This window comes from Ensifer sp. GW821-FHT05G01 (assembly GCF_059419585.1).
Genome location: NZ_JBWKSC010000014.1, coordinates 219,456 through 242,605, shown reverse-complemented (window position 1 = coordinate 242,605; position 23,150 = coordinate 219,456). Strand labels below are relative to the sequence as shown.

Here is a 23,150-nt window from a genome sequence, read left to right as displayed (position 1 = left end):
AACCCCAACCAAAAGCAGGGGCGCGAACATCGCGCCCCTGCAAAGCTGTGACAGGACTGTTGGCCTCAAACGTTGAAGGCCGCGCCGATCAGCGTCCTGGTATACGGCTCCTTCGGAGCATCGAAGATCCCGTCGGTATCGCCTTCTTCGACGATCTTGCCGTTTTTCATGACGATCACGTAGTCCGACATCGCCTTCACCACGGACAGATCGTGGCTGATGAAGATGTAGGACAGGCCGTGTGAGCGCTGCAGATCTCGCAGAAGCTCGATCACCTGCCCCTGGACCGAGCGGTCCAGCGCCGATGTCGGTTCGTCGAGAATGACGACCTTCGGCTTCAGGATCATGGCGCGAGCAATCGCGATGCGCTGCCGCTGGCCACCCGAAAACTCGTGCGGATAACGGTTGCGCGACGCCGGATCGAGCCCGACTTCCTTCAGCGCTTCGATGGCGCGACGGTCGCGATCGGCGCGGCTAAGCGCCGGCTCGTGCACGTGCAGACCTTCGGTGATGATTTCACCGACGGTGCGGCGTGGCGACAGCGAACCGTAGGGATCCTGGAACACCAGTTGCAGCGCACGCCTGAGCGGACGCATCTGTCCGCGATCGAAGCCGGAAATGTCTGTCGTTCCGAAGCGGTAGTAGCCGCTGCTCGGCAGAAGCCGCAACAGCGCCCGCCCGAGCGTCGATTTTCCGGACCCGGATTCGCCGACAACGCCGATGGTCTGGCCTTCGCGGAGCTTCAGGGTGACCTTGTCGACGGCACGGAAGACGGCGTTGCCGCGGGTGAAGAAGCCGCCGCCGATCGCGTAGTCGACACAGACGTCCCGGCCTTCAAGGATGATCGGTGCATTGTCTGTCGGGGGAGCCTTGCGACCGCTCGGTTCTGCCGCGAGCAGCATCTTCGTGTAGTCGGCCTGCGGCCGCTCGAAGATGTCAGCGGTGGTGCCCTGCTCCACCACTTCGCCGCGGCGCATCACTGCCACCCGTTCAGCGAAATGCTTGACGATGCCGAGGTCGTGCGTGATCAGCACGATCGCCATGCCGAAGCGCTTCTGCAGCGACTTTAACAGATCGAGGATCTGCGCCTGGATCGTCACGTCAAGGGCCGTCGTCGGTTCGTCGGCGATCAGAAGATCCGGTTCGTTGGCAAGCGCCATCGCGATCATCACACGCTGGCGCTGGCCGCCCGAAAGCTCGTGCGGATAGCTGTCGATGCGCCGACCCGGCTCGGGAATGCCTACCAGTTCGAGCAGTTCCAGCACGCGCTTGCGCGCCTGCTTGAATGTGCCGCCGCGGTGATGAACGATCGGTTCGGCAATCTGCCGGCCGATCGTATAGAGCGGATCGAGCGAGGTCATCGGCTCCTGGAAGATCATGGTGATCTTGGAACCGCGCACGCCATTGAGCGCCTTGGGCGAGAGGCCCACCAGTTCCTGACCGCGATAGCGGGCAGAACCGGTGACGGTGCCGTTCTTGGCGAGCAGGCCCATGATGCCCATCATCGTCTGGCTCTTGCCCGAGCCAGACTCGCCGACGACGGCAAGCGTCTCGCCGGTGCGCACATCGAGATCGATGCCCTTGACCGCTTCGACCGTACCGTCCGGCGTCGAGAAGTTCACCTTGAGGCCGCGGACGGCCAGAATGGTTTCGTTTGTGTCAGCCATATCAGCGGTCCTTCGGGTCGAGCGCGTCGCGCAGGCCGTCGCCGACGAAGTTCAGCGAGAACAGCGTCAGAACAAAGAAGATGGCCGGGAAGATCAAGAGCCAAGGGTACGACTGGATATTCTTGGCGCCTTCCGAGATCAGCGCGCCCCAGCTCGTCAGCGGCGCCTGGACGCCCAGGCCGAGGAAGGAGAGGAAGCTCTCGAGCAGGATCACCTTCGGCACGACGACGGTGACGAAGACGATGACGGGACCGATGGTGTTCGGAATGATGTGCCGACGGATGATCTGCCAGTCAGTCAGACCGAGCGCCTGCGCTGCGCCGACGAATTCCCGCCGTTTCAGCGCCAGTGTCTGACCGCGCACGATGCGGGCCATATCCAGCCATTCGACCGCGCCGATCACCAGGAAGATCAGGATGAACGAGCGCCCGAAGAAGACGACGAGAACGACGACGAGGAAGACGAAGGGCAGAGAATACATGATCTCCACCAATCGCATCATGACGTTGTCGACGCGGCCGCCGATATAACCCGACGTCGCGCCATAGACGACGCCGATGCCGAGCGACACGAGACTGGCGAGCAGGCCGACGGCGATCGAGATCTGGCCGCCAAGCATGACGCGGACCAAGAGGTCGCGACCGTTCGAATCGGTGCCGAACGGGAAGTATTCGCGGTCGACCTGGCCGGTCACCTTGAGGGTGCGGCCTTCATCCTCGGTCGCCACGACCTGTGTGTCGCGGAACTCATTGGCACGATCGAAGTAGCGCGTCGCGCGTGCATCGATCGGCTGCTCGGAGGTGATGGTCGCGGTGAAGGTCTCCCCCTCGACGTTGAACTCCTTCAACGTGACGCGGGCGCGTGTCGCGATCCCTTCCATGACCCCTTGCAGGGTGGACGCATCCGGACGAGGCTCGAGGCTCGGCCCGATATTCACATAGGACGGGAACACCTGATCATAGGTGTGCGGCACGAACAGCGGCCCCAGGAACGAGAAGATCGCGATCAGGGCAAGCATGACGCAGCCCGCCATGGCCGCGCGGTTGCGCTTGAAGCGCATGGCAGCCAGCTGGAAGAGGCTACGCCCCTTGGTTTCCGGCGTTGCCGCCGGTGTCTGGACGATATCAGTCATGGCGAACCCTCGGATCGAGCAGGCCGTAAAGAATGTCGACCAAAAGATTGAAAACGATAACGAAGATGGCAACGAGAATGACCGTGCCCATCACCAGCGTATAGTCGCGGTTGATCGCCCCGAGGACGAAGTAGCGGCCGACGCCAGGAATGGTGAAGATCGTCTCGACCACCGCGGAGCCCGTCAGCAACGCCGCCGCGCAAGGTGCGAGGTAGGAGACGACAGGCAGCATCGCCCCGCGCATGGCGTGGGTGACGACAACCGTTCTTGCGGGAAGACCATAGGCCTTGGCGGTGCGGATATGATCGGTGTGCAGCGCCTCGATCATTGAACCGCGGGTCAGGCGCGCGAAGACGGCCAACTGCGGCAGGGCGAGCGCGATCATCGGCAGGATCAGGTAGCGCATCGAACCGTCACCCCAGCCACCGGCCGGCAGCCAGGCGAGGAAGATGGCGAATATCAGCGTCAAGACGGGGCCGACGACGAAGTTCGGCACGGTGACGCCAAGCGTCGAGACCGACATGATGGTGAAGTCGAGGATGCTGTTTTGCCGAAGTGCAGCGATCGTGCCGGCGATGACGCCGCCAATTACCGCGAACAGCAGCGCATACAGGCCGAGTTCTATCGAATAGGGCAAGCCCTTGCCGATCAACTGCGCAACGTTGTTGTCCTTGTAGATGTAGCTCGGGCCAAAGTCGCCGGTCACTGCATTGCTGAGGTAGTGAACATATTGGCGCCACAGGGGCTGGTCGAGCTGATACGTCGCCATCAGGTTCGCCATCGTTTGTGGCGGAAGGGGACGCTCAAGGTTGAAGGGGCCGCCTGGGGCAAACCGCATCAGGAAAAAGGAAATGGTGACGACGATAAACAAGGTCGGCACCGCACTCGCCAATCGGCGAAGGATGAAGGAAATCATGGACGTACTCCGGAGGCGACGCGCGGCATTTTCGCCGCGCGTCGTCCCTGTTCGTTATTCGGCGACGCTCAGGAACCGGCTCAGGTGCTGGTTCGGCGAGTTGTCCTGCCAGCCCTTGACGCGGTCGGAAACCAGCCAAAGGTCGGCCTGGGTCAGAAGCGGAGCGATCGGCTGTTCCTTCATCAGCAGAGCTTCGGCTTCATGCAGCAGCTTGGAGCGCGCTGCCGGATCCTGCTCCTCGTAGGACTTCTTCATCAGGCCGTCGAATTCAGCGTTTTCGAAGTGGCCGTAGTTGAAGGTCTTGTTGGAGCTGAGGCTGAGAGCGAGGAAGTTCTCGGCATCGGCGTAGTCGGCAACCCAGCCGGCGCGCGCCACGTTGAACTTGCCGCCTTCCTGCAGGTAGGCGTAGTGCGACGACACGTCGAGGTTCACCAGCGACACCTTGGCGCCGAAGGTGTTCTTCCACATGTCAGCAACGGCAGTTGCAACGCGCTCGTGGTTCGGGTTGGTGTTGTAGCGCAGCTCGATTTCGAGCGGCTTGCCACCTTCGCCGTAACCGGCTTCCTTCATCAGGGCCAGTGCCTTGTCTTCACGATCGAGCTGCGACAGGGTGCCGAACTCGGCCTTGGACGGCTCACCGTAGCTCTCGATGCCCGGGGGCACCATCGAGTAGGCCGGAAGCTGCGAACCAGCGTAGATTTCCTTGGCAAGGAAGTCGCGGTCAACCGCCATGGACAGCGCCTGACGGACGCGAACGTCGCTATAGGGCTCCTGGCGGGTGTCGAAGGCGTAGTAGTAGGTCGCGAGCGTCGGCGACACGTGGACCTGATCGCCATGGGACTTGCGGAGACGATCGAGCTGATCGGCCGAGAAGTTGTAGGCGAGATCCATTTCCTTGGCTTCGAAGCGGCGGACCGAAGCGGCCTGGTCGTCGATCGGGTAGAAGATGACCTTGTCGAGCTTGACGTTGGCGGCATCCCAGTAGTTGGGGTTCTTGACGGCGGTCAGGCTGTCGTTCGGAACGTGGGCGGCAAGCGTGAACGCACCGTTCGAAACCATGACGCCGGGCTTGACGAAGTCCGCGCCGTTCTTTTCGACGCTGGCCTTGCTGACCGGAAGTGCAGTCTGGTGCGCAAGCAGTTCGAGGAAGAACGGGGTCGGGCGCTCAAGCGTGATTTCAAGCGTCTTGTCATCGACGGCCTTCATGCCGAGCTGGTCGGTCGGCAGTTCGCCCTTGTTGACTTTTTCGGCGTTCTTGATCGGGAAGAGAATGTTGGCGTAACCGGCCGCAACCTTCGGGTCTTCGACACGGCGGAACGAGAAGACGAAATCTTCGGCCGTCACCGGCGAACCGTCGGACCACTTGGCATCAGCGCGCAGCTTGAAGGTGTAGACCGTGCCGTCGTCCGAAAGCTCCCACGTTTCGGCTGCACCCGGGACGATCTTGCCCGATGCGTCATAGACGGTGAGGCCTTCGTAGAGATCCTTCAGGATGAACTCTTCGATGTTGATCGACGTATGGGCCTGGTCCAGCGTCTGCGGCTCACCGGCATTGCCACGATGCAGGACAGCTTCGGCAAGAGCCGGGCTTGCTCCGATGAGCAACGAGCCGATCAGCGCGGCAGCGCTAAGGTTGAGTTTCAGTGAGGCCATTTCGTTTCTCTCCTTCCCCTTTTTTGGGTTTGTGATCGCAGGAGAGAAGTGCAAATCTTTCTCAAACGCAAGGCGGATTCTGCAGCCGGCTGCATCTTTATCTATAGAGCCGTAATTTTGTGAACTTTAAAGTTGTATTTCGTTTGCGATCGTTTTCGTCGTTTTTGCGACGCAGATATGACAGCGGCGCGGTAATCCACGCCTATCTCCTGTAACGTTTTAGATGCGACCGCCATTTTGCCGGATCGAGGCCAAGAATCAGCCGTCGTGCAAACTTCGTGAATTCGAGGGGCAGTTTACGTAATGTGCGAAAAGAAACAGGGCCTTTGCCGCAATCTTCTTGCAGCACATCCACTGAACGGTCACGCAGCGCTTCCTCACAGGCCATTTCCAACTCGGTGCAGCTCGGCATCGGCGCGCGCAAAGGTAGCATTTGGCCCGATCGATCCGACCCGCGGTGACGCACCACTAGAAAGCGAAACGGTTAGATCCGTCCTGTTGCATCCAGTCCACAGTAAAATCGATTGAAGCGCGTCCGGCACCCCTCGCAGCCAGCCTGTCGCCCGTTGCCAAACCACTTTGATGAACTATTGTGCGCCTGACTTCGGTGGGCGCGACCATTTCGCACGCGTTGTCACGTCGCACGACAAATCCGGCCATCGACTGGCGTCGATGAAACCACGTGCGGCGACATGGCCGGACCATTTTCGTCGCGCACCAAGCTGCGCAGAGACATATAAAGGGAGATTATCGAATGGCATTGATCACATTGCGGCAACTGCTCGACCATGCGGCGGAGAACGACTACGCACTGCCGGCGTTCAATGTGAACAATCTCGAATACATTCAGGCCGTCATGCGCGCTGCAGACGCGACTGATTCTCCCGTTATCCTGCAAGCAAGCCGCGGCGCTCGCTCCTACGCGGGTGACGCCTTCCTGCGCCACCTCATCCTGGGTGCTGCTGAAGAATATCCGCATATTCCGGTTTGTCTGCATCTCGACCACGGCGACCAGCCGTCGACGTGCATTTCGGCGATCACCAACGGCTTTACATCGGTCATGATGGACGGTTCGCTTGAAAAGGACGGCAAGACCGTCGCGAGCTATGAATACAATGTCGCAGTCACCGCCGAAGTCGTGAAGATCGCGCACGCGGCCGGCGTTTCCGTCGAAGGCGAACTCGGCTGCCTTGGCAACCTGGAAACCGGCGCTGGCGACAAGGAAGATGGCCACGGCTTCGAGGGCAAGCTGTCGCGCGAGGAACTGCTGACCGATCCGGAGCAGGCTTTCGACTTCGTCACCAAGACCGGTGTGGATGCGCTCGCCGTCGCCATCGGCACCAGCCATGGCGCCTACAAGTTTACCCGTGAGCCGGATGGCGACATCCTGTCGATCGAAACCATTGCCAAGATCAACAAGCGTCTGCCGAACACCCATCTCGTGATGCACGGCTCGTCCTCTGTTCCGAAGGATCTACAGGATCTGTTCAACACCTATGGCGGCAAGATGAAGCCGACCTGGGGCGTTCCGGTCTCGGAAATCCAGAAGGCGATCCCGCTCGGCGTTCGCAAGGTCAACATCGACACCGACCTGCGTCTCGCCATGACCGGCACGATCCGCAAGAACTTTGCCGAAAATCCGGAAAATTTCGACCCGCGCACCTACCTGAAGCCGGCGACGGCGCTCATGACCGAGGTTTGCCGCGAGCGCTTCGAAGCCTTCCGTACCGCCGGCAAGGCATCGAAGATCCGCACCCTGCGCCTGCCGGAAATGGCCAAGCGCTACGCCGCGGCCTGATCGGCATCAGGCACGCCGCCGTCAGAATGTCGGCGGCGTGTTGATCCACAGAAGGACCGTTTCGCCGTCATGCCGGTTTGTCCAGGCATGGCGGCGTTTGCTTTCGAAGTAGAGCGAATCGCCGACCCCAAGGTCGTAAAACTGGTCATTGTCGAGAATGAACTCGACGCGCCCCGAAAGCACATAGACGAATTCCTCCCCCTCGTGCCGGTAAGCGCCTTCGCTTGAAGCACCGGGCTCCAGCACGAAACGATGGCAGTCCATCTGGTTGCGACCGTCGGCAAGGAGTTGGACCGTAACGCCGGGTGTGGTCTTCGGCCAGGCCCGCCATTCTCCCGCGCGGACGACGGCGCGTGCGTCCGCCTCTTCCTCGCCCGAAAGGCTCGAAACCGTCGATCCGAAATATGCGGCGATGTTGTGCAAAACGGCAACTGACACGCCTTGCGAGGTGCGCTCGAGCGTCGAGAGTACGGAAGCGGCAATCCCGATCTCGCCCGCGACCAGCTCTAGCGTCTTGCCGGCGGCATGGCGCAGACTGCGCAATTTGCGGCCGACCTGGTTGTCGATACCGCTCTCTCCCGGCGCAGGCGCGTCATCATCCGCAGCCACCTCGGCTTCGAGTGCTTCTCTGATAGCCGCCGGGTTGAGACCGCGTTCGACGCGAAACCAGGAAATGCGTTTCAGTCGCGCCAGATCGGCTTCCGTGTATTGCCGGTGGCCCGTCGGTGAACGCTCCGGCACGACCAGTCCTTGCGTTTCCCACAATCGGAGCGTCGAGGCGGACACTCCCGCCAATCGTGCAGCCTCGGCAACCTTGTAGCGCACGCCGCTCATTTTCTCTTCCTTGTTACAACCGCCTGGTCCGGCAACGAATCTGCGCCGCACCCGCGCGCTCGCGAACTTATCCGCCCGACCTAAGCTTTTACAAGAATGCCTCATCAGCGCCGGTGTTCTCTCGATCACCAAATTTGATTTGCATTCCATTTTGAAAGATGTACCACTTCCCAAATAAACTTGCAGAAAAAATGCAACATATTGCCTTCGCCAGCAACAGGACACGCACCATGACTAGCCTCACCGATCGTAAGAACGCTGCCATTTCCCGTGGCGTGGGCATGACCACGCAGATCTACGCCGACCGTGCGGAGAACGCCGAAATCTGGGACAAGGAAGGCAACCGCTATATCGACTTCGCCTCCGGCATCGCCGTCGTCAACACCGGCCATCGCCATCCGAAGGTGATCACCGCCGTCAAGGCGCAGCTCGATCGCTTTACCCACACCTGCCATCAGGTCGTACCCTACGAGACCTATGTGCATCTCGCCGAGCGCCTGAACGCGCTTGCGCCCGGCGATTTCGCGAAGAAGACCATCTTCGTCACTACAGGTGCTGAGGCTGTCGAAAATGCGGTGAAGATCGCCCGTGCGGCGACTGGCCGCCAGGCCGTGATCGCCTTTGGCGGCGGCTTCCACGGCCGCACATTCATGGGTATGGCGCTTACCGGCAAGGTGGTGCCGTACAAGGTCGGCTTCGGCGCCATGCCGGGCGACGTCTTCCACGCGCCCTTCCCGATCGAGCTTCACGGCATCACCGTCGAGCAGTCGCTGGCCGCGCTAAAGAAGCTGTTTGCCGCCGATGTCGATCCTGGCCGGGTCGCCGCGATCATCATCGAGCCGGTGCAGGGCGAAGGCGGCTTCTACCCGGTTCCGCCAGCCTTCATGAAGGCACTGCGCGAAATCTGCGACCAGCACGGCATCCTCTTGATTGCCGATGAAGTCCAGACCGGCTTTGCCCGCACGGGCAAGATGTTCGCGATGGATCATCATGAGGTCGCAGCCGACCTGATGACGATGGCAAAGAGCCTTGCCGGTGGCTTCCCGCTCGCTGCCGTCACCGGCCGCGCCGAGATCATGGACGCGCCGGCCCCCGGCGGTCTTGGCGGCACCTATGGTGGCAATCCGCTCGGTATTGCCGCGGCGCATGCCGTACTCGATGTCATCGCCGAGGAGAAACTTTGCGAACGGGCCGAACAGCTTGGCGGCCGACTGAAGCAGCGCCTTGCCGCGATCCGCGAGCAGGCGCCCGAGATCGTCGACATCCGCGGCCCGGGCTTTATGAACGCCGTGGAATTCAATGATGTGAAGACCAATCTGCCGAGCGCCGACTTTGCCAACAAGGTTCGGCTGATCGCGCTCGACAAGGGCCTGATCCTGCTCACCTGCGGCGTGCACGGCAACGTCATCCGGTTCCTGGCACCGATCACGATCCAGGACAACGTCTTTGCCGAGGCGCTCGACATCCTCGAAGCCTCGATCCTCGAAGCGCGCGGTTGACGCCTTGCCGGGCGACCGCTAACGCGGTTGTCCGGGCCGATGAAATGGCTCCGGGCGTCGGGAGGAACGACGCCCGCAAAAACAAACAGGAAGCGGGCCGGTCGGCATGCGACGGGCATCGCTGGAGGACGCCCATCATGACCCTGACGCCGGCCTTGACCAAACACCTGCGTGACGCCGAACTGTTTTCTGGTTTGGACGGCGTTGTGCATTGCGCCGGGAATTGGACGGGCGCGACCTTCGACGTTTTCAACCCATCGAGCGGAGAGTTGCTGGCGTCGTTGCCGGATATGGGCATTGAACAGGCGAGCGCTGCGATCGATGCGGCCGCCGCCGCGCAAGCCCTTTGGGCAGCAAAACCGGCCAAGGATCGAAGTGCCGTGCTTCGACGCTGGCACGACCTGATCATTGCCCATGCCGACGATCTCGCCGCCATCCTCACCGCCGAAATGGGCAAGCCGATCAGCGAGTCGAAGGGCGAGGTGCTGCACGCTGCCGCCTACGTCGAGTGGTACGCCGAGGAGGCCAAGCGCATCTATGGCGAAACCTTCCCGGCACCGGCCAATGACCGACGCATGCTCGTCATCAAGCAGCCGGTCGGCGTCGTCGGTACGATTACCCCGTGGAACTTTCCTGCTTCCATGGTCGCCCGCAAGATCGCGCCCGCACTTGCCGCCGGCTGCGCCATCGTGTTGAAGCCCGCAGAACAGACGCCACTCGTTGCCGGCGCCATGTTCGTGCTCGCCGAGAAGGCCGGCTTCCCTGCAGGCGTCGTCAATCTGCTCTACGCTTCGGAAGGGGCTGCGATCGGGCGCGAACTCTGCAGCAACCCCAAGGTCCGCAAGATCAGCTTTACCGGCTCGACGGAAGTCGGCCGCCTGCTGATGCGCCAGTGTTCAGATCAGATCAAGAAGGTGAGCCTGGAACTCGGCGGCAACGCCCCCTTCATCGTCTTCGACGATGCCGATATCGACGAGGCGGTCGATGGGGCCGTCCAGGCGAAATTCCGCAACGCCGGCCAGACCTGCGTTTCGGCAAACCGCATCTATGTGCAATCGGCCGTGCATGACGCGTTTGCGGAGAAGTTCGTGGCACGCGTCGCCGAACTCTCGGTCGGCGACGGCTTTTCCGCCGGCGTCACCATCGGCCCGATGATCGACCGGCATGCGATCGAAAAGATCGAGGCCCACGTCGCCGACGCCGTGTCGAAGGGCGCCAAGGTGCGCGCCGGCGGTCATCGCATCGGCGCGTCGGGCACGTTCTTCGAGCCGACGGTGCTCACCGGTATCTCGACCGACATGCGCGTCGCCCAGGAAGAGACATTTGGGCCGATCGCTCCGATCATCCGCTTCGAGACCGCCGAACAGGTCATCGCCGAGGCAAACGACACGATCTATGGCCTTGCCGCCTATTTCTACGCCGAAAACCTCAAGCGCGTGTGGCATGTGGCAGAGGCCCTCGAATACGGCATGGTCGGCATCAACACCGGCCGCATGTCGTCCGAGGCGGCTCCCTTCGGTGGCATCAAACAATCCGGCATCGGTCGCGAGGGCTCCCGCCACGGGCTCGAGGACTATCTCGAGATGAAATATCTCTGCATGGGCAACATCTGAGGTTTGACGCGCGGGCCTCGCGCTCAATCGATGATGTGATAGCCGCCGTCGACATAGAGAACCTGCCCGGTTATCAGCCGCGCGGCATCGTGAGCGAGAAATGCCGTAGCGGCACCAACGTCGTCGATGTCAACAAGCTCGCGGGCCGGAGACTTGACCTTGGTCTTTTCCAGCAGCGCGTCGAATTCAGGGATGCCTGAAGCAGCCCGCGTCGCAAGCGCACCGGGCGAAATGGCGTGGACGCGAATGCCCTTCGGGCCGAGCTCTGCCGCGAGATAGCGGACGGCACTTTCCAGTGCCGCCTTGGCGACACCCATGATGTTGTAATTTTCCACCACGACCTGCGAGCCATGATAGGTCATGGTGAAGAGCGTGCCGCCATTCTTCATCAGTGGTTCGGCCAGATGCGCCATGCGGATGAACGACCAGCAGGATATGTCCATGGTCTTCAGGAAGCCCTCGCGCGGCACGTCGACGACGCGTCCGCCGAGCGTATCCTTCGGCGAAAAGGCGATGGAGTGCACGACGAAGTCGAGCTCTCCCCAGGTCTTCTCGATCTCCTCGAAGACCGCTTCCATCTGACCGGGAATAGCCACGTCGAGCGGCAGGAAGATCGGCGCTTCGAGCTCGCGCGCCAAGGGCTCCACATGGGGCTTGGCCTTGTCATTGAGATAGGTGACGGCGACTTCGGCCCCGAAGGCGCGGAAGGCGCGAGCGCAACCCCACGCGATCGAGCGGTCGTTGGCGATGCCAACGATGAGGCCTTTGCGGCCTTCGAGAAGCTTGGCCTTCGCGGCGGGAATGGACATGGATTGCCTCCGTTGGGTCAGGCTACAGCGGTTTTGAGAAGTGCCAGCGTGTGGCGCGCGATCATCAATTCCTCATCGGTCGGAAGAACGTAGAGCGCGACGCGGCTTGAAGCCGTGGAGATCAGGGTGGCTCCGCTGTCGTTGGCGACTGGGTCGAGTTCAGCTCCAAGCCACGCGAGACCTTCCGCGATCCGAGCACGGATCGGGGCGGAGTTCTCGCCGACGCCTGCGGTGAAGACGAAGGCGTCGATGCCGCCGAGCGCGGCCGCAAGCATCCCGGCGTTGAGCCCGCAGCGATAGACGAAGTGATCGATGGCGAGCTTGGCGTGCGGATCGTCGCTTGCCAGAAGATCGCGCATGTCGTTCGACACCGCGGAGAGCCCTTTCAGGCCAGCCTCATGGTAGAGCAGGTCCGAAACTGCCTTCGCGCTCATACCGCGCTGGAGGATCAGGTAAAGCACGACGCCGGGATCGAGCTGACCCGGCCTGGTACCCATTGGCAGGCCATCGAGTGCAGTGAAGCCCATGGTCGTCTCGACGCTGTGCCCGTCGCGCAGGGCACACATCGAAGCACCGCTGCCGAGATGCGCAACAATCACCCCGCCCCGCGCATTGCGTGGCGCGACCTCGCCGAGGCGCTCGGCTATGTACTCGTAGGAAAGGCCATGGAAGCCGTAGCGCCGCACGCCCTCGTCATAGAAGTGGCGCGGCATCGCATAGCAGTTCACCTCTTCGGGGTGCCCGTGATGGAAGGCGGTATCGAAGCAGGCGACCTGAGGCACGTCGGGGTTGATTGCCATTGCCTGACGAATGGGCGCGAGGTTGTTGGGCTGGTGCAAAGGCGCCAGATCCTGATAGCTCGCCAGCCGGTCAAGCACGGCCGCGTCGATCAGCACGGGCGCGGCATAGTCCGGTCCGCCATGCACCACCCGATGGCCGATTGCACGCAAAGTGAAACCCTCAAGCGTCAGCAGCCAATCCCGCGCCGCCGCAATGGCTGCTGGCAAATCGCGAACGGCATCTGCCTCGTAGCTCCGGTCGACGAGTACGGCACCCTCGGCGCTCTTCGCCTGCAAGCGCGGACGTGTGCCGATGCCACCAACCTGACCTTTGATCTGACGGACGAGGCCGGCCTCTGTGATCCCGAAAACCTGAAACTTTAGACTGGACGACCCGGCATTGACGACGAGGAGTGCGTCCATGATCACACCGCCGCAACCTGTGCGACCCGCCGCCGTGCCGCGTAGAGCGCGGCTACGGCACAGGAAGCGAGACGCGTGCGAACCGTATCCGCCCGCGATGTCAGCACGATCGGCACGCGTGCGCCAAGCACGATGCCGGCAGCATCGGCATGGGAAAGGAAGGTAAGGTTCTTGGCGAGCATGTTGCCGGCCTCGAGATCCGGCACCACCAGGATCTGGCCACGGCCGGCGACCGGCGAGACGATGCCCTTGATGCGGGCGGCCTCCGGGTCAATCGCGTTGTCGAAGGCGAGCGGGCCATCGAGCAGGCCGCCGGTGATCTGGCCGCGCTCGGCCATCTTGCAGAGCGCGGCTGCTTCAATCGTCGAGGGGATCTTCGTCGTTACAGTCTCCACCGCCGACAGAATGGCGACACGCGGCTGGCCGAGGCCGATCGTCACCCAGAGATCGATCGCGTTTTGCACGATGTCGCGCTTGGCCTCGAGGTCCGGAAAGATGTTGATCGCGGCATCGGTGATGAACAACGTCTCGGCATGGCCAGGCACATCCATGATGAAGACGTGGCTGATCCTTCGGTCGGTCCTGAGCCCGGTTGCGGAGGCCGCAACTTCCTTCATCAGCTCGTCCGTGTGCAGGCTCCCCTTCATCAGGAGCTCGCCGCGGCCCTCGCGGATCATTGCTACGGCCTTGGCGGCGGCCGCATGGCTGTGCGGCACATCAACGATCTCGCGCCCGCCGAGGTCGAGGCCGTGTTCCGCGGCGACAGAGCGGATCTTGGCCTCCGGTCCGACGAGAACGGGCGCAATCAGGCCCATATCCGAAGCCTCCAACGCACCGCGCAACGATGTCTCGTCGCAAGGATGCGCCACGATCGTCACAGCCGGCGTTTCATCCCGCGCTGCTGCGATCAGGCGGTCGTATTTGGACAGTTCAGGCGTCAATGCGCTTGCTTCAGACACGTCGGAAACTCCCTCGTCGATCAGGATGCCTTGCGATTGCGAACGGTCTTGCCGGCAGTGATCGAGACCGGTGGTTCGCTGCCGAGGCGAAAGAGCGTCGCTACCCGTTGCAGCCGCTCGGCGGCTTCACCCTTCACCGCACCGGACGCTTCGAGGACTTCCCGCAGGGCGGCAAAAGCCGATCGCCGCTCCTCCATCGCCTCCGGCAACAATGCCGGAAGGGCCGCAAGCGCGGCATCTTCGTCGATCAGCAGCATGAAGTATTGCTCCCGCATCACCGCCTTGAACGCGGCAAGATCCAATTGCCGCGTTTCCGGACGAGCCTGCCGCAGCCGGCGCACAGCCTCGAATCCGCGCTCGTCGGCGCCGCCGCGCGCCATGCCGACGAAAGTCAGGGCTCTGGCGAGACCTTCACAGGTCCCGCCCTGCTCCATTCGGGATCGAAGTTCGCCGATCCGCGCCTCGACGAGTTCCTGATGCAGAAGGCTTTTTGCTGCCTTGCGCGGTTTCCCGGCGCGCGCATCGATGCCGAGCGCCGCCTGCAGGGTCGGAGAGCCGTAAATGGCGTGAAAGCTCTGTTCCGAAAGATACTCGGCCGTCCGCCGCCATCCCTCGAACCCGTCGACGATCTGTTGCGACAAGGCCTCCTGCCATGCGACGAAAGGGTTCTCCGGGGCTACCGGCTCGCGGGTTTCACGGACCTGCTCTGCAAGAGCCCTCGCCCAATCCATGAAGGGATTGTCGGGCCCGAACAGCGCATATTGCAGGCGCAGCGGATGCAGATTCCGCATCGCCGCGGCCACCGACGGCGTCACCGCCGCCTTGACTGCTGGCTGCAGGTAGGTGCGGTAGAGCGCGAGATTGACTTCCGAGAGCTTCGCCGCGGTGGCGAAACGGCGTTCATCCTCGGCGTCGTTGCCACCAAGCGCGCGGATATCGTCGAGCGTGCGTGGTTCGCAGCGCATCAGCCATTCGCCGGAAGCGAACTCCCTGCCTTCGGCGACCTCTCCTGCCGGTGTCAGCACGGCTTCGTACAACCCAGGGGGCAACACATCGATCAGGTCGATGTTGGAAGCGAATTCGTCGTGCTCCTTGCGCGCAACACCGGCCGACACGAAGATGCCGAGATGCCCGATCGTCTCATGGACGGTGTAGACGATGGTCTGGCCATAGGCGCGGATCTCGTCGACGCTGTCATAGAGATCGAGGATCCAGTCGAGTGCCTGCTGCGGCGGCGTAATGTTGTCGCCCTTCGAGCAGAAGACCACGATTGGAGAATTTACGTTGCGCAGATCGATAGCGGTTCCATCTGATGTCCGGATCTCGCCGGCCGCAAGCTTGTTGCCGACAAAGAGTTCATCGACGATGAACTGCATTTCCTCAGCGTTCAGCGTCACATGGCCGCCCCACCAGCGCTCAAAGCCGAGATAGCGCGCCGCTTCGGTATCGATCTTCGAATAGAGATTGTACTGCTTGGTCCAGAGCGTGTTGGCCGGATTCTGGTTTTCGAAGTTTTGCACCAGCCAGGCGCCATCGAAGATACCGGCGCCGAGATCGCCGGTCAGCGCCGTTAGCCAGCTGCCGCCGAGAAGTCCGCCGGAATAGCGCATCGGGTTCTGCCCCTTCACGCCGGCCCAATAGGAAAGCGGCGCGCCGGCGATAATGATCGGGCCGAACAGCTCTGGTCTGAGCGCGGCGACGATCATCACGGCCCACCCGGCCTGGCAATTGCCGATCACGCAGGGCTTGCCGTCCGCAGACGGATGGCGCGCAATGACGGTTTCGAGAAAGTTCGCTTCGGCAAGAGCAATATCCTCAATGGTCTGACCGGGCACGGGATCGGGAAGAAAGCCGATGAAATAGCAGGGATGGCCCGCCTTCAGCGCCACGCCGATTTCGCTATCGGCCTTGAAGCCGCCAATTCCGGGACCGTGGCCGGCACGGGGATCAACCACGACAAAAGGCCGTTTCGACAGGTCAACCGCCACACCTTCGGGCGGAACGATCTTGACCAGTGCATAGTTCACCGGCCGCGCGAGCGTGCGCCCGTCACGGATGAGTTCGACCTCGAATTCCAGCACGTTTGGAGCGGTTTGCGTGCGGTGTTCCTCGTATTGCGCGCCGCGCTCACGCATGACGTCGAGAAACAGCACCGAACGCTGCCACGCGTCCAACGAATAGGCGTAAGCGTCAGCAAATGTCGGAATGCTGGTTGGCTTGGGCATGATGTCCACTCCTCGGTGCGATTGAGGGTCGGGCCTGTTCCCGAAGGCTATAGGGCAGTGCAAGTGGTCAAGTGTTGATTTACGTCAAAAACGACATGCGTAGCGCGACCCGAAACGCCTCATCGGGGCCATAGGAATATATCTGCGGAGTGTTGCCGCGAATTCTCACCGTTGCGATATGCTAGGCTCGCACCCGGTCGACGGCGTCCACTTCTCACCTGTAGTCTCGTCTTCTTCGCACTGCAGCATCGTACAGAAACATGCACTCCACAAGACAACCCTTGAAATTTGAGACGCAGCTTGCCAATTGGGGCGAAACCCAAAGGAGGTCCCACCGCGATGAGCGAAACTGAAATGTCCGTAGAGAAACATGTCTTCGAAGCCGATGTAGCCAGGCTGCTCCATCTCATGGTGCACTCGGTCTATTCCGACAAGAACGTCTTCCTCCGCGAACTGATTTCCAACGCCGCGGACGCCTGCGAGAAGTTGCGATACGAGGCGATCGTCTCGCCCGAGCTTTTGGCCGGCGACATGAGCCCCGGCATCAAGCTGACGCTCGACGAGGAAAACAACCGCCTCGTCGTCGAGGACAACGGCATCGGCATGAGCCGCGACGAGCTCGTTGAAGCGCTCGGCACCATCGCCCGCTCGGGCACGCGCGCCTTCATGGAGCGCATCGAGGCCGCCCAGGGCAAGGAAGGCGCGCAGCTCATCGGCCAGTTCGGCGTCGGCTTCTATTCCGCCTTCATGGTCGCCGACAAGGTTGACGTCGTCTCGCGCCGAGCCGGCTCCGATCACGCCTGGCTCTGGTCGTCCGACGGCAAGGGCAGCTACACGGTGGCAGCAGCCGATCTCGCAGACGCGCCGGCGCGCGGCACGCGCATCACCCTGCACCTGATGGACGATGCCAAGACCTACACTTCGCGCTGGACGGTCGAGCGCATCGTCAAGGATCAGTCCGGCCATGTGCCCGTGCCGATCTCAATCGTCGAGAAGCCCGGCGCCGAGCCGGTCTCCGTCGGCGATGGCACGGCGCTCTGGACAAAGCAGAAGAGCGAGATTTCCAAGGAAGACTACGCCGATTTCTACCGCGGCGTTTCCGGCCAGTACGACGACCCGGCATTGACGGTGCATTTCCGTGCCGAGGGCCGGCACGAATATACCGCACTTGCCTTCGTACCTGGCTCCAAGCCCTTCGACCTCTTCGATCAGGACCGCAAGGGCCGGATGAAGCTCTACGTCAAACGTGTCTTCATCACCGACGAGGCGGAGTTGCTGCCGCGCTACCTGCGCTTCGTGCGCGGGCTCGTCGATACTTCGGATCTTCCGCTCAACGTTTCGCGCGAGATGATCCAGGAAAGTCCGCTGCTGTCGAGCATCCGAAAGGGTCTCACCAACCGCGTGCTGACGGCGATCGAAAAGCTGGCCGAGAGCGACAAGGAAACGTTCGACAAGGTTTGGGAAAACTTCGGCAGCGTGCTGAAGGAAGGCATCTACGAGGACTTCGAACGCCGGACGCAGCTGATTGCGCTTTCCCGCTTCCGCACGACCGCGTCCGAAGACGGTCATCGCGGCCTTGCCGACTACGTCAAGGACATGAAAGACGGCCAGTCGGCGATCTATTACCTAACGGGTGACAACCTTGCCCAGCTCAAGGCCTCGCCGCAGCTCGAAGGTTTTCGCGCACGCGGCATCGAGGTGCTGTTGCTGACCGACCCGGTCGACAGCTTCTGGGTGACCTCGGCACCGGATTTCGAAGGCAAGCCGATGAAGTCGATCACGCAAGGGTCGGCCGATCTCGGCAGCGTCGCAAAGCCGGAGGGCAGCACCGACAACGCTCATGAGGCAAGCCAGGCGGTCACGGACTTCGTCGCCTTCGCCAAGGAAACGCTCGGGGAAGCCGTGTCGGAAGTTCGCACATCGGACCGCCTGACGGAAAGCGCTGTCTGCCTGGTGGCGCCGGAGCATGGCCCCGACCGTCAGCTCGAAAAGATGCTGCAGGGCGCCGGTCGCCTCGATGGCGCGGCCAAGCCGATCCTCGAGATCAACCCCGGCCATGCGCTGATTGCGGCAATCGCCGCTTGCCCGGCCGACGACAGCGCCTTCAGGACCGACGCCGTTCAGCTTCTGCTCGACCAGGCGCGCGTGCTCGATGGTGACAAGCCGCAGGACCCGCGCGCTTTTGCTGAGCGCCTGTCGCGCGTCTTCAACCGCGCGCTCAAGGTTTAACGCGCCGGCCCAACAGACTGTAATTGCAGGAGATGAAGGGGTGAGAGGGTGAAATCCCTCTCACCCTTTCGCTTGTTCGGGCACAGGCGTCATATCGATCTCGGCCAGCACCTCGGCCGTATGTTCGCCGAGACGCGGAACACCGCGGTCGAGCACCAGCGAGGCGTCGGAAAAGCGGATCGGCGTTCGGACGCCCGGCGAAGTTCCTCCAGCCGCGCCGGAATGCGGGGTGTCGATCTGCATCTGCCGATGCACGATCTGCGGATCGGCAAAGACGTCGGCGACCGTGTTGATCGGGCCGCCGGGAACCCCGGCCTCTTCCAGCAGCGTCAGAAGCGTATCTCGCTCGAACCTTGCCGTTTCCGCGCTGAGCGCCGGTGTCAGGCTGTCGCGATTCTGAACGCGAGAGGCGTTGGTCAGATAGCGCTCGTCTGTCGCCAGATCAGCGCGACCAAGCAGGTTGCAGAATTTCACGAACTGCCGGTCGTTGCCGACGGCAACGATCAGATGTCCGTCAGCCGTCGGAAAGACCTGATAGGGCGCGATATTCGGATGGGCGTTGCCAAGGCGGCGTGGCGCCTTTCCCGAGACCAGAAAATTGAGCGCCTGGTTGGCAAGCACGCCGGTCATGCAGTCAAGCAACGCCATATCGATCTGCTGGCCCTTACCGGTGCGCTCACGCTGCGCCAAAGCTGCCTGTACGGCGATGACGCCGTAGAGCCCTGTGAAGATGTCGGCAAAGGCGACGCCGATCTTCTGCGGCTCGCGGTCCGGCTCGCCGGTCAGGTCCATGATCCCGCTCATGCCCTGGACGATATAGTCGTAGCCGGCGCGATGGGCGTAGGGTCCATCCTGGCCAAAGCCCGTGACCGAGCAATAGATCAGGCGCGGGTTGACCTTCTTCAGGCTCTCATAGTCGAGGCCATATTTCTCGAGGCCGCCGACCTTGAAATTCTCGAGCAACACGTCGGATTGCGCTACCAGCCGGCGAACGGCTTCCTGCCCTTCCTCGGTGGTGAAATCGAGCACGACCGAGCGCTTGCCGCGGTTGCAGGCGTGGAAATAGGCGGCATCGAGCTTCTCGCCGTCCTCGCCCTCCACGAAAGGAGGCCCCCAAGTGCGGGTGTCGTCACCCGCCAGGCTTTCCACCTTTATGACGTCGGCGCCGAGATCGGCCAACGTCTGGCCGATCCAGGGGCCCGCGAGAATGCGGGCGAGTTCCAGAACACGAATACCCTTCAGTGGCGCTTCCATGACCGGCGGCTCAGAAGAAGGCCTGGAGGCCGGTCTGGGCGCGACCGAGGATCAGCGCATGGACGTCATGCGTGCCCTCGTAGGTGTTGACCGTCTCGAGGTTCACCATGTGGCGCATGACCTGGTATTCCTCGGAAATGCCGTTGCCGCCGTGCATGTCGCGCGCCATGCGAGCGATATCGAGCGCCTTGCCGCAGTTGTTGCGCTTGACGAGCGAGATCATTTCAGGCGCCATCCGGCCTTCGTCCATCAGCCGGCCGACGCGGAGCGACCCTTGGAGACCGAGCGAAATCTCGGTCTGCATGTCTGCAAGCTTCTTCTGGAAGAGCTGCGTCTGTGCAAGCGGGCGGTTGAACTGCTTGCGGTCGAGACCGTACTGGCGCGCCGCGTGCCAGCAGAATTCGGCCGCACCGAGTGCGCCCCATGAGATGCCGTAGCGGGCGCGATTGAGGCAGCCGAACGGGCCCTTCAGCCCCTCCACGTTGGGCAGCAGCGCATCTTCGCCGACCTCGACATTGTCCATGACGATTTCGCCGGTGATCGAAGCGCGAAGCGACAGTTTGCCCGCAATCTTCGGCGCCGAAAGGCCCTTCATACCCTTGTCCAGCACAAAGCCGCGAATGGCGTTGCCATGGGCCTCTGACTTTGCCCAGACGACGAAGACATCGGCGAGCGGCGCATTGGAGATCCACATCTTCGAACCGACGAGGCGGTAGCCGCTCTCCGTCTTGATGGCGCGGGTCTTCATGCCCGCCGGGTCAGAGCCGGCGTCCGGCTCGGTCAGTCCGAAGCAGCCGATCCACTCGCCGCTGATCAGCTTGGGCAGGTACTTCTGCTTCTGCTCTTCCGAGCCGTAGGCATAGATCGGGTAGATGACGAGCGAGGACTGCACGCTCATCATAGAGCGGTAGCCAGAATCGACGCGCTCGACTTCGCGGGCGACGAGACCGTAGGCGACATAGGAAGCGCCGACGCCACCATAGGTCTCCGAGACGGTGACGCCAAGCAGGCCGAGATCGCCCATTTCGCGGAAGATTTCGGGATCGGTTGATTCTTCGCGATAGGCAGCAATGACCCTGGGCTGCAACCGATCCTGCGCATAGGCCCGCGCGGTATCGCGGATCATGCGCTCGTCCTCGGTCAACTGATCTTCGAGGAGGAACGCGTCATCCCATTGAAATTGCGTCTTGCCGGCCATGTCTCTCTCCCATCGGATTTTTCCACTTGCGGTTATGGCAAGCAGAACCAAGGCTTTCAAACGAAATTGAGGCACCGGCTCATGCGTCTGCGGAATGGCCCAGGCGGTCGGGGCAATCTTAACCTTGTTTAGCGACGCCTTATGGACCGAGCCTTATGGTTGTCATATCCTTAACGGGACATTTTATGGGAGTGTGTCTGTCATGGATCGTCGAATCTGCAATGTCCGTTTGACACCGCTCATCTGGTTCATCGCGGTGATGATTGCCGGTCTGATCGCCATTCATTGCTTCGTCATGGTTTGCTGGACGCTGAAGAGCTGCGGGCCCCTCACTGCAACGGTGACGAGTTTCGGCCACCTCTTCGATCTCAATCGCGAGCTCAACATTCCAAGCTGGGCAAGCTCCGTCCTGATCGTCCTGGTCGGCGCCGCTTGCATGCTGGTCGGATTGGCCGAACGGCAACAAGGCGGTTCAGCGTGGCCGTGGTGGGGGCTCGGCGTCGTGTTCGCCTACATGTCTCTGGATGAAGCGGCAGAGCTTCATGGGTTACTCGCCACCGACAAATTGGCATTGCCGGGCATGACGGGCGCCGGATTCGCCTGGATCGTGCCAGGGCTTGTGCTCGCCGCCGTCATCGCCCTGGCCTATCTGCGCAGGGTGTGGCGGCAACCCGCAGAAATACGCAACCTCTTCTTCATCGCCGGCACCATCTATGTCACAGGCGCTCTTGGCTTCGAAGCACTGGGCGGCCTGCTGGCCGATCCGACCTACTTCAACCCCGCCTATCTCGTTGCCTCCACGATCGAGGAAACACTTGAGTTTCTCGGCATGCTGATCATGCTCTACGCCGTGCTGCGCCGATTGGACATGTCGGGACTTGCCTTCGAGTTTACGACGCCGCGCCTGCGTCAACCAGCAGGCGCCACACCGCAGATCCAGCCGACGGATTTGGATGGAGCAACAACCCGCTGATTCTCCACGACGATCAGCGACGGCCATTCGTTCCTGGCATTCTCGCCTCGCGTACATATTGCAAATCCGGGCCAATATGGCGACAAGGCTAAGGGCTGGCTGTAGAGGAAAGCATCCGCACGCAGCTGCCGAATGCCATCCATGAGACAAAGGGAAGCCACGATCCACTCCCATGGCCAATGACCGTCTGGAACGCTTCGCCCACAATCTCGACTGGAACCTGCTGCGCACCTTCGTCGTCGTGGTGGAAGAAGGCAGCATCACCGCTGCCGCCAACAGGCTCTTGCTCCAGCAACCGGCCGTCAGCATGGCGCTCAAGCGGCTCGAACAGACTGTCGGGCAAAAGCTGATCGATCGCCGTCCGGGCCGGTTCGACCTGACAGACGCCGGAGCGAGGCTGCACGCACAGTGCCGCGACATCTTCGCCGCCGTCATCCGCCTTCCGAACGTCCTTGAAACGGCCGGCGAGGAAATCACCGGCCATCTCAACATTCATGTCGTCAGCCATGCCCACAACCCGGCCTGGGATCGCAAGCTCGAGAGTTTCTTTGCCAAGCACCCGAAGGCGACGATATCGGTGACTGTCGCCACGACTGTCGACGTGCTGAGTGCCGTCGAGCGCAACATCGCGACGATGGGGCTTTGCGACGGCAACATCCCGGACTGGCTGAACAAGGCCTTTCACGTCCGCGAACGCTATGCGCTCTACTGCGGCCGCGATCATCCGCTGTTCGGCGTCGAGGGCGTCGATTTCAACGACTTGCGCGGCAATGCTTATATCGCCTTCATCGCCGACGTGCTCGGCGGCCAGCACATGAACTCTGTTACAGCGGTGCGCGCCATCGGATCGTTCGGCCAGCAGGTTCGGGCTGTATCCTGCAATGTCGAGGAGGTTATGCGGCTGATCGCAGCCAATATCGGCATCGGCATGCTGCCGGACCATCTCGCCGCAGCCGGCGTTGCAGAGGGTCGGCTCTGGCAGCTTCCGCCCTACGACAACCTGCCGACGACAGACGTGTTTCGCATCTCAAACCCGAACTCCATTCTCAACCCCGCCGAGGCCGCCTTCCTCGCGCATGTGGCCGACACAGTCCCCCTCGACCACTGCCTCGAGCATCATCAGAATTGATAGCGGCATTTCCCGTTATAAATTTGAACGCAGATCACACGTTGCCTATGGTCCGGCCAA

Annotated in this window: 17 protein-coding genes; 6 read left to right on the top strand and 11 right to left on the bottom strand. The window is 61.9% G+C overall.

Translation table 11 applies throughout. From position 1 onward, the window contains the following. Window positions 1-65: 65 nt before the first annotated feature. From AC07UR_RS28615 to AC07UR_RS28600, 4 genes are read right to left on the bottom strand one after another with little or no spacing between them, the layout of a single operon-like run. Window positions 66-1,667 (bottom strand): ABC transporter ATP-binding protein, encoded by a 1,602-nt coding sequence (locus AC07UR_RS28615; RefSeq protein WP_173422968.1) that lies wholly within the window; start codon window positions 1,665-1,667, stop codon window positions 66-68. Between the two features lies 1 nt (window position 1,668). Continuing rightward, window positions 1,669-2,799 (bottom strand): ABC transporter permease, encoded by a 1,131-nt coding sequence (locus AC07UR_RS28610; protein ID WP_209789949.1) that lies wholly within the window; start codon window positions 2,797-2,799, stop codon window positions 1,669-1,671. Next, window positions 2,792-3,715: an oligopeptide ABC transporter permease OppB gene (gene oppB, locus AC07UR_RS28605; RefSeq protein ID WP_173422970.1), complete on the bottom strand. Its 924-nt coding sequence runs from the start codon at window positions 3,713-3,715 to the stop codon at window positions 2,792-2,794. Before oppB ends, AC07UR_RS28610 begins: the two co-directional genes overlap by 8 nt. A 54-nt stretch (window positions 3,716-3,769) precedes the next feature. Further along, window positions 3,770-5,368 (bottom strand): peptide ABC transporter substrate-binding protein, encoded by a 1,599-nt coding sequence (locus AC07UR_RS28600; protein WP_173422971.1) that lies wholly within the window; start codon window positions 5,366-5,368, stop codon window positions 3,770-3,772. 754 nt (window positions 5,369-6,122) lie between these two features. On the opposite strand from AC07UR_RS28600, the gene fba reads away from it, so the two are divergent. Further along, window positions 6,123-7,166 carry a class II fructose-bisphosphate aldolase gene (gene fba, locus AC07UR_RS28595; protein ID WP_057211221.1) on the top strand — a complete coding sequence of 348 codons (1,044 nt, stop codon included), beginning with the start codon at window positions 6,123-6,125 and terminating at the stop codon, window positions 7,164-7,166. 21 nt (window positions 7,167-7,187) lie between these two features. Here fba and AC07UR_RS28590 read toward each other — a convergent pair whose 3' ends face one another. Beyond that, complete coding sequence (locus AC07UR_RS28590; RefSeq protein ID WP_173422972.1) at window positions 7,188-8,000, bottom strand: MerR family transcriptional regulator; 813 nt, start codon at window positions 7,998-8,000, stop codon at window positions 7,188-7,190. A 230-nt stretch (window positions 8,001-8,230) separates the two neighbouring features. Here AC07UR_RS28590 and AC07UR_RS28585 point away from each other — a divergent pair, with 230 nt between their 5' ends. Both AC07UR_RS28585 and AC07UR_RS28580 read left to right on the top strand, forming a co-directional pair. Continuing rightward, a complete protein-coding gene (locus AC07UR_RS28585; RefSeq protein ID WP_209789950.1) occupies window positions 8,231-9,499 on the top strand; it encodes a 4-aminobutyrate--2-oxoglutarate transaminase in 1,269 nt (422 codons plus the stop codon). Window positions 9,500-9,636: 137 nt separating this feature from the next. Continuing rightward, entirely contained in the window at window positions 9,637-11,112 is a 1,476-nt protein-coding gene (locus AC07UR_RS28580; RefSeq protein ID WP_209789951.1) for an NAD-dependent succinate-semialdehyde dehydrogenase, read from the top strand. A 23-nt stretch (window positions 11,113-11,135) separates the two neighbouring features. Here the strand turns inward: AC07UR_RS28580 and fabI are convergent, their stop codons facing one another. Genes fabI through AC07UR_RS28560 form a run of 4 tightly spaced genes read right to left on the bottom strand, consistent with a single transcriptional unit; the run spans window position 11,136 to window position 16,307 of the window. Next, window positions 11,136-11,921 carry an enoyl-ACP reductase FabI gene (gene fabI, locus AC07UR_RS28575; protein WP_209789952.1) on the bottom strand — a complete coding sequence of 262 codons (786 nt, stop codon included), beginning with the start codon at window positions 11,919-11,921 and terminating at the stop codon, window positions 11,136-11,138. Window positions 11,922-11,938: 17 nt separating this feature from the next. Further along, entirely contained in the window at window positions 11,939-13,123 is a 1,185-nt protein-coding gene (locus AC07UR_RS28570; RefSeq protein WP_209789953.1) for an acetate/propionate family kinase, read from the bottom strand. 2 nt (window positions 13,124-13,125) lie between these two features. Next, the gene (locus AC07UR_RS28565; RefSeq protein WP_209789954.1) at window positions 13,126-14,082 is read right to left on the bottom strand and encodes a phosphate acetyltransferase; all 957 of its coding nucleotides are present in this window, start codon (window positions 14,080-14,082) and stop codon (window positions 13,126-13,128) included. Window positions 14,083-14,102: 20 nt separating this feature from the next. Continuing rightward, entirely contained in the window at window positions 14,103-16,307 is a 2,205-nt protein-coding gene (locus AC07UR_RS28560; protein ID WP_209789955.1) for a DUF3141 domain-containing protein, read from the bottom strand. Window positions 16,308-16,646: 339 nt separating this feature from the next. Between AC07UR_RS28560 and htpG the strand changes: the two genes are divergently transcribed. Then, window positions 16,647-18,536, top strand: a complete 1,890-nt coding sequence (gene htpG, locus AC07UR_RS28555; RefSeq protein ID WP_209789956.1) for a molecular chaperone HtpG — start codon at window positions 16,647-16,649, stop codon at window positions 18,534-18,536. Between the two features lie 60 nt (window positions 18,537-18,596). Here the strand turns inward: htpG and AC07UR_RS28550 are convergent, their stop codons facing one another. Both AC07UR_RS28550 and AC07UR_RS28545 read right to left on the bottom strand, forming a co-directional pair. Next, window positions 18,597-19,790, bottom strand: coding sequence for a CaiB/BaiF CoA transferase family protein (locus AC07UR_RS28550; protein ID WP_209789957.1), 1,194 nt, complete (start codon window positions 19,788-19,790; stop codon window positions 18,597-18,599). Window positions 19,791-19,800: 10 nt separating this feature from the next. Beyond that, on the bottom strand, window positions 19,801-20,988 hold the full coding sequence (locus tag AC07UR_RS28545; RefSeq protein WP_209789958.1) for an acyl-CoA dehydrogenase: 1,188 nt from the start codon (window positions 20,986-20,988) through the stop codon (window positions 19,801-19,803). A gap of 94 nt (window positions 20,989-21,082) precedes the next feature. Between AC07UR_RS28545 and AC07UR_RS28540 the strand changes: the two genes are divergently transcribed. Then, window positions 21,083-21,961 (top strand): DUF8692 domain-containing protein, encoded by an 879-nt coding sequence (locus AC07UR_RS28540; RefSeq protein WP_494700217.1) that lies wholly within the window; start codon window positions 21,083-21,085, stop codon window positions 21,959-21,961. Between the two features lie 172 nt (window positions 21,962-22,133). Then, window positions 22,134-23,090, top strand: coding sequence for a LysR family transcriptional regulator (locus AC07UR_RS28535; RefSeq protein ID WP_209789960.1), 957 nt, complete (start codon window positions 22,134-22,136; stop codon window positions 23,088-23,090). Window positions 23,091-23,150 lie beyond the last annotated feature (60 nt).